Source organism: uncultured Aureimonas sp. (assembly GCF_913775355.1).
Classification (GTDB): domain Bacteria; phylum Pseudomonadota; class Alphaproteobacteria; order Rhizobiales; family Rhizobiaceae; genus Aureimonas.
In genome coordinates this window covers 1-7,194 of record NZ_CAJYIU010000032.1, presented here as the reverse complement: position 1 = coordinate 7,194, position 7,194 = coordinate 1, and the positions used below count along the sequence as shown (strand labels likewise).

The 7,194-nt window shown below is 66.9% G+C and carries 7 protein-coding genes and 1 pseudogene; 4 read left to right on the top strand and 4 right to left on the bottom strand.

Going from position 1 to position 7,194, the window contains the following annotated elements:
* Positions 1-607 (bottom strand): annotated as a pseudogene (locus QZ753_RS02475) (DEAD/DEAH box helicase); the annotation flags it as partial.
* A 148-nt stretch (positions 608-755) separates the two neighbouring features.
* On the opposite strand from QZ753_RS02475, the gene QZ753_RS02470 reads away from it, so the two are divergent.
* Positions 756-1,580, top strand: coding sequence for a polyphosphate kinase (locus tag QZ753_RS02470; RefSeq protein WP_294640895.1), 825 nt, complete (start codon positions 756-758; stop codon positions 1,578-1,580).
* Between the two features lie 9 nt (positions 1,581-1,589).
* Here QZ753_RS02470 and QZ753_RS02465 read toward each other — a convergent pair whose 3' ends face one another.
* A complete protein-coding gene (locus tag QZ753_RS02465; protein WP_294640894.1) occupies positions 1,590-2,012 on the bottom strand; it encodes a DUF4174 domain-containing protein in 423 nt (140 codons plus the stop codon).
* A 114-nt stretch (positions 2,013-2,126) separates the two neighbouring features.
* Here QZ753_RS02465 and pncA point away from each other — a divergent pair, with 114 nt between their 5' ends.
* A complete protein-coding gene (pncA, locus tag QZ753_RS02460) occupies positions 2,127-2,756 on the top strand; it encodes a bifunctional nicotinamidase/pyrazinamidase (protein WP_294640892.1) in 630 nt (209 codons plus the stop codon).
* Between the two features lie 19 nt (positions 2,757-2,775).
* Here pncA and QZ753_RS02455 read toward each other — a convergent pair whose 3' ends face one another.
* Together QZ753_RS02455 and QZ753_RS02450 are read right to left on the bottom strand one after the other, a co-directional pair.
* Positions 2,776-3,363 carry an NADPH-dependent FMN reductase gene (locus tag QZ753_RS02455; protein ID WP_294640890.1) on the bottom strand — a complete coding sequence of 196 codons (588 nt, stop codon included), beginning with the start codon at positions 3,361-3,363 and terminating at the stop codon, positions 2,776-2,778.
* 99 nt (positions 3,364-3,462) lie between these two features.
* The gene (locus tag QZ753_RS02450; RefSeq protein WP_294640889.1) at positions 3,463-5,097 is read right to left on the bottom strand and encodes a peptide chain release factor 3; all 1,635 of its coding nucleotides are present in this window, start codon (positions 5,095-5,097) and stop codon (positions 3,463-3,465) included.
* A gap of 222 nt (positions 5,098-5,319) precedes the next feature.
* On the opposite strand from QZ753_RS02450, the gene QZ753_RS02445 reads away from it, so the two are divergent.
* The gene (locus QZ753_RS02445; RefSeq protein WP_294640887.1) at positions 5,320-6,096 is read left to right on the top strand and encodes a FadR/GntR family transcriptional regulator; all 777 of its coding nucleotides are present in this window, start codon (positions 5,320-5,322) and stop codon (positions 6,094-6,096) included.
* Between the two features lie 52 nt (positions 6,097-6,148).
* Entirely contained in the window at positions 6,149-7,144 is a 996-nt protein-coding gene (gene denD / locus QZ753_RS02440) for a D-erythronate dehydrogenase (protein ID WP_294640885.1), read from the top strand.
* Positions 7,145-7,194 lie beyond the last annotated feature (50 nt).

Genomic DNA, 7,194 nt, shown 5'->3' with positions numbered 1-7,194 from the left:
GGGTGACGGGGTCGTAGGAACGGATCGAGACGATCCGGCCCTTTTCGTGCTCGATCCGGCAGGGCAGGTCGCCGCCGGCGGGGAAGAAGTCGACGACGCGCCCGCGGATCGCCGCCTCGCCCGGCTCGTCCACGCGGTCGTCGAAGAGGTAGCCGAGGCTCTGCAGGAAGGGGCGCATCGCCTCCACGTCGAAGTCTTCGCCGGCGCGGAACTCGCGATGAAGCGTCTTCCAGATGCTGCGCGGCGGGACACGCCGCACCAGCGCCTCGGCCGTGGTCACGACGATCTCGGGAAGGTTCTTCCAGTTGGTGAGCCAACGCAGAACGCCCATGCGCTGGCCCATCACGGCGCGTGAGGGCGAGAGACCGTCGTAGGGCAGGCAGTCCCAAGGCGGGAAATAGGCCACCTTCGCGGCAGGCTCGAGCGCCCGCAGGATCGCGGCGATGTCGCTGGCGCGGCGCGCGGTCTGCGCAACGAACACGAGCGGACGGGTCTTGTCGGTGCCCCGTCGATCGATCAGCCGGACAGCGGTCGCGCCCACCGGGTGCAGCGGCGAGATCGTCTCGGCGGCCGAAAGGCGGGTGTCGAGGTCGACGGACTGGAGCATATTACGCATCACTCTTGGCGGCGAAGGCCGGGTCGCGTGGGAAACGCGCGATGGGGGACTCCGATCCTCGCCGCCGAAAGCTGGTTCAATGTGTCGCCAACGATCCTGCGCCCGCCGTGGCGCGGGCCGGCGGATGCGGGAGTGACGAATGACGGACCACAAGAACGACACGCCCAATTCGCACCGTCCGCTCGGACGCCTCGACATGTCGAAGACGATCGACAAGGACGAGTACGAGGCCCGGCTGAAGACGGTGCAGGTCCGCTTCATGGAGATCCATCAGGCGTATCTCCACACGGGCGACGCCGCCGTCTGTGTCTTCGAAGGCTGGGATGCCGCCGGCAAGGGCGGTACGATCCGCCGGATGGCGGCCGTGATGGACCCGCGCGGCTTCAAGGTCTGGCCCATCGCCGCGCCGTCGCCGGACGATCTTCGCCATCACTATCTCTCGCGATTCTGGCAGCGCCTTCCCGGCAAGGGTGAGATCTGCGTCTTCGATCGATCCTGGTATGGCCGCGTGCTGGTCGAGCGCGTGGAAGGATTCGCCAAGCCCGCCGAGTGGGGGCGAGCCTATGACGAGATCAACGGATTCGAGAAATTGCTGACGGACTCGGGAACGCGCATCACCAAGGTCTTCCTCTACATCACGCCCGACGAGCAGCTGAAGCGGTTCAAGGATCGGATGGAGGACCCGCTGAAGCGCTGGAAGCTCTCCTACGAGGACTTCCGCAACCGCGAGCGCTGGTCGGACTATGAGAACGCCGCCAACGAGATGCTGGAACGGACGTCGACGACCAACGCGCCCTGGCTCGTGGTGCCCGCCGACGACAAGCGCTACGCGCGCATCACGGTGCTGGAGCATATCGCCGAGAAGCTTTCCGATGGCGTCGACCTCAAACCGCAGCCGGTCGGCAAGGAAATTGAGAAGCAGTTCGAGAAGCTGCGAAAGCTGAACGAGAAGGAAAATCGCTGACGATCTTCCTCAGCGATCGAGCCCCGCGCGCCGCATCGGCATGGCGTCGATCACCGCATTGATCTCGTCGAGCGGCGTCGGGGTCCGCGACGTCCATTTGATGCCGCCATCGAGGCCGATGAGGACGGCGACGAAGGGGGCGTCGGCGACACGGCTTTCCCGGCGGAGCGCGCCGGCGGACAGGTCGGACGGCGCCTTGCCGGCGAGAACGCGCACGTCCTGTCCGCGAACCGCGATCACCGTCATCTGCCGTTCCGCCAAATCCCGTTCCCGGCCGCGCAGAAACGCTTCCTGCCGCTCGGCGTCCGCCGCGCCGCCCTCGCTCGACACGAGGAGGAGAACGCGGCTTTCCCAGCGAAGCGCATCGAGCGAGCCGGCCGACGCCGCGACGCTGGAGGCGAGAAGTACGGGAGCCAGAAGATGAAAATCCACGACGCTACCTCCCGGTTCGTCCCTGACAACGGCATGGCCGCGCCGGTGTTCCTTGGCAGGACCTCGGTGCAGCCTTAGGCTTGCGGTTCTGAAGCGGAGCGGGGAGCGAATCGAATGCGACAGGTCGTCGGAGGACGGGACGCGCTGGTCGTGGTCGACGTGCAGAACGACTTCTGTCCCGGCGGCGCTCTGGCCGTCGCGGACGGTGATGCGGTCGTTCCCCTCATCAATGCCCTGGCGCCGCGCTTTGCGATCGTCGCGCTGACGCAGGACTGGCACCCAGCCGGCCACATTTCGTTCGCCAGCACCCATGGGCGCGAGCCGTTCACGTCGATCGACGTAGCCTATGGACCGCAGGTTCTGTGGCCCGACCACTGCGTTCAGGGGAGCATGGGCGCGGAGTTCCACCCCGCGCTAAACGTTCCGAACGCGCAGGCGGTAATTCGAAAAGGTCACCAGCTCGGGATCGACAGCTATTCCGGGTTTCGGGAAGCGGACCGGACAACGGCCGCGGGTCTTGCCGGCTACCTCAGGGAGCGCGGCACGCAGCGCGTCTTCGTCTGCGGTCTGGCGACGGACTTCTGCGTCGCGTGGACCGCTTACGACGCAGCCGATGCGGGCTGGCCGGTCTTTGTGATCGAGGATGCCTGCCGGGCGATCGACCTCGAAGGATCCCTCGATCGCACATTCGCCGAGTTCGACCGGCGCGGCATCCAGCGCATCCGGGCCTCCGACCTCGATTGAGGCGGAGGCCCGCGATGGCTCAGTTCGTGCCGTTGGCGTCGGCCTGCGCCGAGGTCTTCGGCTCCGAGGTGCGGTCGATCCACTTCACGAAGCGGTCGATATAGCGCTGCAGGAACTCGCGCGTGTGGTCGTTGCGGATCGTGCCGTCCTCGGCGAAGTCCTCGGCCTTCCACACGAGATAGACTTCCGGCTGCCCCATCAGCACCACGTCCACGACGTTGAGGACGCTCTTCAGATGGTTCTGGCCGGCCGCCGCACCGGCGCCGCCCGGCGAGGTGCCGACGAGGCCGCCCGGCTTGGCGCTGAAGGCGTTCTGGCCGTAGGGGCGGGTACCCCAGTCGATGGCGTTCTTGAGGACGGCCGGGAAGGAGCGGTTGTACTCGGGGGTGACGAAGAGAACGGCGTCCGCGGTCTCGATCTCCCGCTTCATGCGCAGGACGGCTTCCGGCATGTCCGGCCACAGGTCGTCGTTGTACATCGGCACGTCGCCAAGTTCGACGATGCGGAAGTTGAGGCGCGGCGCGGCGAGCTTGCCGAGCGCCAGAGCCAGCTTGCGGTTGATCGATTCGCGGCGCAGCGAGCCGACGAGGACGGCGACGTCAGTCATGGAGACCTCCTGAAAAGTTGATCCCTATGTGCCGCGTCCGATGGTGCACTGCAACCGCCGCAAGGTGCCGAACGCCGTGAACGGATCGTCGTCGATCGGTCAGGTGGCGACGAGTTCGCGCGTTTCGTCGAAGCGCAGATCGGGGTTGCGCTCGCGCGCGTAGCGCAGCTCCCAGTCGCCCTTCGGCAGGAACACGGGACGACCGTCCCGGTCCTCGGCGACCGCCATCTTGTTCTCGTCGATGAAGGTCTTCAGCTTCTTCTCGTCGGGCGAGGAGATCCAGCGCGCGGTGGAATAGGGCACGGGCTCGAAGCCGATGTCGGTCTTGTATTCCTGCTTGATGCGCGACGCGAGAACGTCGAGCTGAAGCGGCCCGACGACGCCGACGATCCAGTTCGAACCGATGATCGGCTTGAAGACCTGAACGAGGCCTTCTTCAGCCAGATCCTCAAGAGCTCGGCGCAACTGCTTCATCCGCATCGTGTCTTCTAGCCGGACGCGCCGCATCACCTCCGGCGCGAAGGACGGCAGGCCGGTGAAGCGGAAGGTCTCGCCTTCGGTCAACGTGTCACCGACGCGCAGCGTCCCGTGGTTCGGGATGCCGATCACGTCGCCCGCGAAGGCTTCCTCGGCGAGGTCGCGTTCCTGCGCAAAGAAGTAGATCGGATTGTTGACCGCGAGCGGCTTGCCGGAGCGCACGTGGTTCAGCTTCATGCCCCGCTTGAAGTGGCCGGAGCAGAAGCGAACGAAGGCGACACGGTCGCGATGGTTCGGGTCCATGTTGGCCTGGACCTTGAAGACGAAGGCCGACACTGCATCCGTGCGCGGATCGACCGGACCCTTGTCCGAGGGCTGCGAGCGCGGCGGGGGCGCGAAGCGCGCGACGATGCGCAGGAGCTGGTCGACCGAGAAGTCCCGCAGCGCGCTGCCGAAGACGACCGGCGTCAGGTGCCCTTGGCGATAGGCGTCGGCATCGAAGGGCGCATAGCCCTCGCGCGCGAGCTCCGCTTCCTCGCGGAAGCGGGTCAGCACGTGCTCCGGCACCATCGCGTCGAGCGCCGGGTCGTCGATGCCCCTCATCTGCTTGACGCTGTCGCACGGCCCGCCGGCCCGCAGAGAGGAGTAGAGGTATTCGTTGGTGAAGAGGTCGTAGCAGCCGTGGAAATCGGACCCCATGCCGACCGGCCAGACCTGCGGCGACACGCTGAGCTGCAGCGCCTCCTCCACCTCGTCCATGACCTCGAACGCGTTGCGTCCTTCGCGGTCCACCTTGTTGGCGAAGGTGATGATCGGAATATCGCGGAGGCGGCAGATTTCGAAGAGCTTGCGCGTCTGGCTCTCGATGCCCTTGGCGACGTCGACGACCATGATGGCGCTGTCGACGGCGGTCAGCGTCCGGTAGGTGTCTTCGGAAAAGTCGCTGTGGCCGGGCGTGTCAAGGAGGTTGAAGGTGATACCCTCGCGCTCGAACGTCATCACCGACGAGGTGACCGAGATGCCGCGCGACTGCTCGATCTCCATCCAGTCCGAACGGGCGCGCCGGTTCTCGCCGCGGGCCTTGACCGCGCCGGCCATGTTGATGGCGCCGCCCGCGAGCAGGAGCTTTTCGGTCAGCGTGGTCTTGCCGGCGTCCGGGTGCGAGATGATGGCGAAAGTCCGCCGGGCGGCGAAGCCCTTGGGCGGGACCGAATCGCCCGGCCGGGCACCAGTGGTGATATCCGTTGCGGCGCTCATGGTCGCCCTTTCCGATCGTCTGGGCAGCGGCTCGGGCCGCTACCGAATTCTTTGCCCTTCCAATGACGGCTTGGCCGAGCGATCGCAAGGGTTTCGCCGCTTCCTCTCCGTCAGGGTCGAGCTCCGCCGCAGCGCAGCACATGCGACCAATTGACAGACAAAATCGCGCCTGAAAGGCTCAACTGGTCCGCTGGTCGTGCCAGTGGTCAGAGGTGGGATCGCATGTCGCTGTCGGAATTCGTCCTGGAGAACACGCCCGAGTTGCGCGAGGCCATCGTGCGCCGGAACGTGCGGGACGTGGTGGCGGAGAAGATCGCGATGCTGATCGCGTCCGGCATCTTCAAGGTCGGCGACGATCTGCCGAGCGAGCGCGATCTCGCCGCCGCGCTGCAGGTCAGCCGCGAGTCGGTTCGCGGCGGGGTGCAGATCCTGGCGGCCAGGGGATTGCTCGCGGTGCTGCACGGAGCGCGCACGCGCGTGCGGTCGGACGACGTCGGCCCGGAGTTTCGTCGTTCCCGCGAGCCGCGGCTGATCAACAGCTACGGGCTCGACGACGTCCACGAGGCGCGGCTCCTGAACGAACTCGTGGTGGTCGGCGATGCGGCCGGGCGGATGGACGAGGAGACCCTGCGCTTTCTCAACCAGTCCCTCAAGATGCAGGAAAATGCGCTGCAGGACCCCGTGCGCTTTCTGGTGCTGGACCGCGAGTTCCATCTGGCGATCTACCGCCGCTGCGCCAACCCGGTGCTCGCCGAGTTCGTCGGGGACCTCTTCGGATATATGATGCAGCAGCGGCATCGCGCGGTTTCCGAGCCCGGCGCGATCGCGCGCAGCCACGGGGACCATGCCGAGATCCTGCGGGCGCTGGAAGGGCGGGACCGCGATGCGACGGTGCGCGCCTTCGGCGTGCACATCCAGCGCATCTACGACACGACGCTTCGCGTGATGGGCCTGCCGCCTGTCGACGCCGAGAAGGAACAGGCCCGGTTGACGGGCTAGGCACCGGTCTGCCGCGGGGAGGCGGCATTCGGTGCGAGAGGGAGGAAGATGCATGAAGGTTCTTATCGTCGGCGCGGCCGGAATGATCGGGCGCAAGCTCGCCGAACGGATCGCCGCCGACGGCGGGCTCGGCGGCCGATCCGTCGAGCAAATGGTCATGGTGGACGTCGTCGAGCCGAAGGCGCCGGAAGGCCGGATCGGCAACGTCGTCTGCCGGGCGATCGACGTTTCGGCGCCGGACGCCACGGCTCCTCTGATCGCCGAGCGGCCCGACTTCGTCTTCCATCTCGCCGCGATCGTTTCCGGCGAGGCGGAGGCCGACTTCGAGAAGGGCTATCGCATTAATCTCGACGGCACACGCGACCTGTTCGAGGCCATCCGCCACGAGCACGGGCGCTCCGGCTACAAGCCCCGCGTCGTCTTCGCGTCCTCCATCGCCGTGTTCGGCGCTCCGTTCGATACCAGAGTGCCGGAAGACTTCGCGCTGACGCCGCTGACGAGCTACGGCACGCAGAAGGCGATCGGCGAACTGCTTCTCGCCGACTACACCCGTCGCGGCTTCCTCGACGGTGTGGGCCTGCGCCTGCCGACGATCTGCGTGCGCCCCGGCGCGCCCAACAAGGCGGCGTCCGGCTTCTTCTCCAACATCCTGCGCGAGCCGATGGCCGGCAAGCCGGCCGTGCTGCCGGTGGCGGACACGGTGCGGCACTACTTCGCCAGCCCACGCGCGGCGGTCGGCTTCTTTCTTCATGCCGCGACGATGGATACGAGCGCGATCGGTCCGCGCCGCAACCTGAACATGCCGGGGCTCTCCGCAACGGTCGGCGACGAGCTCGAGGCGCTTCGCGCCGTGGCCGGCGAAGGGGCGCTCGCCCTCGTCGAGCGGGTGCCGGACGAGACGATCATCCGCATCGTCGATGGCTGGGCGCCGGACATCGAAGCCAAGCGCGCCCGGGACCTCGGCTTCACCGTCGAGGCGTCGTTCGAGGAGATCGTTCGGGCGCATATCGAAGACGAGCTCGGCGGTTCGGTCCGGGCCCCGGCCTGACGAATGACGACGGCGAAAGAAGGATTGGACGGCATGACGGACGAGACGGC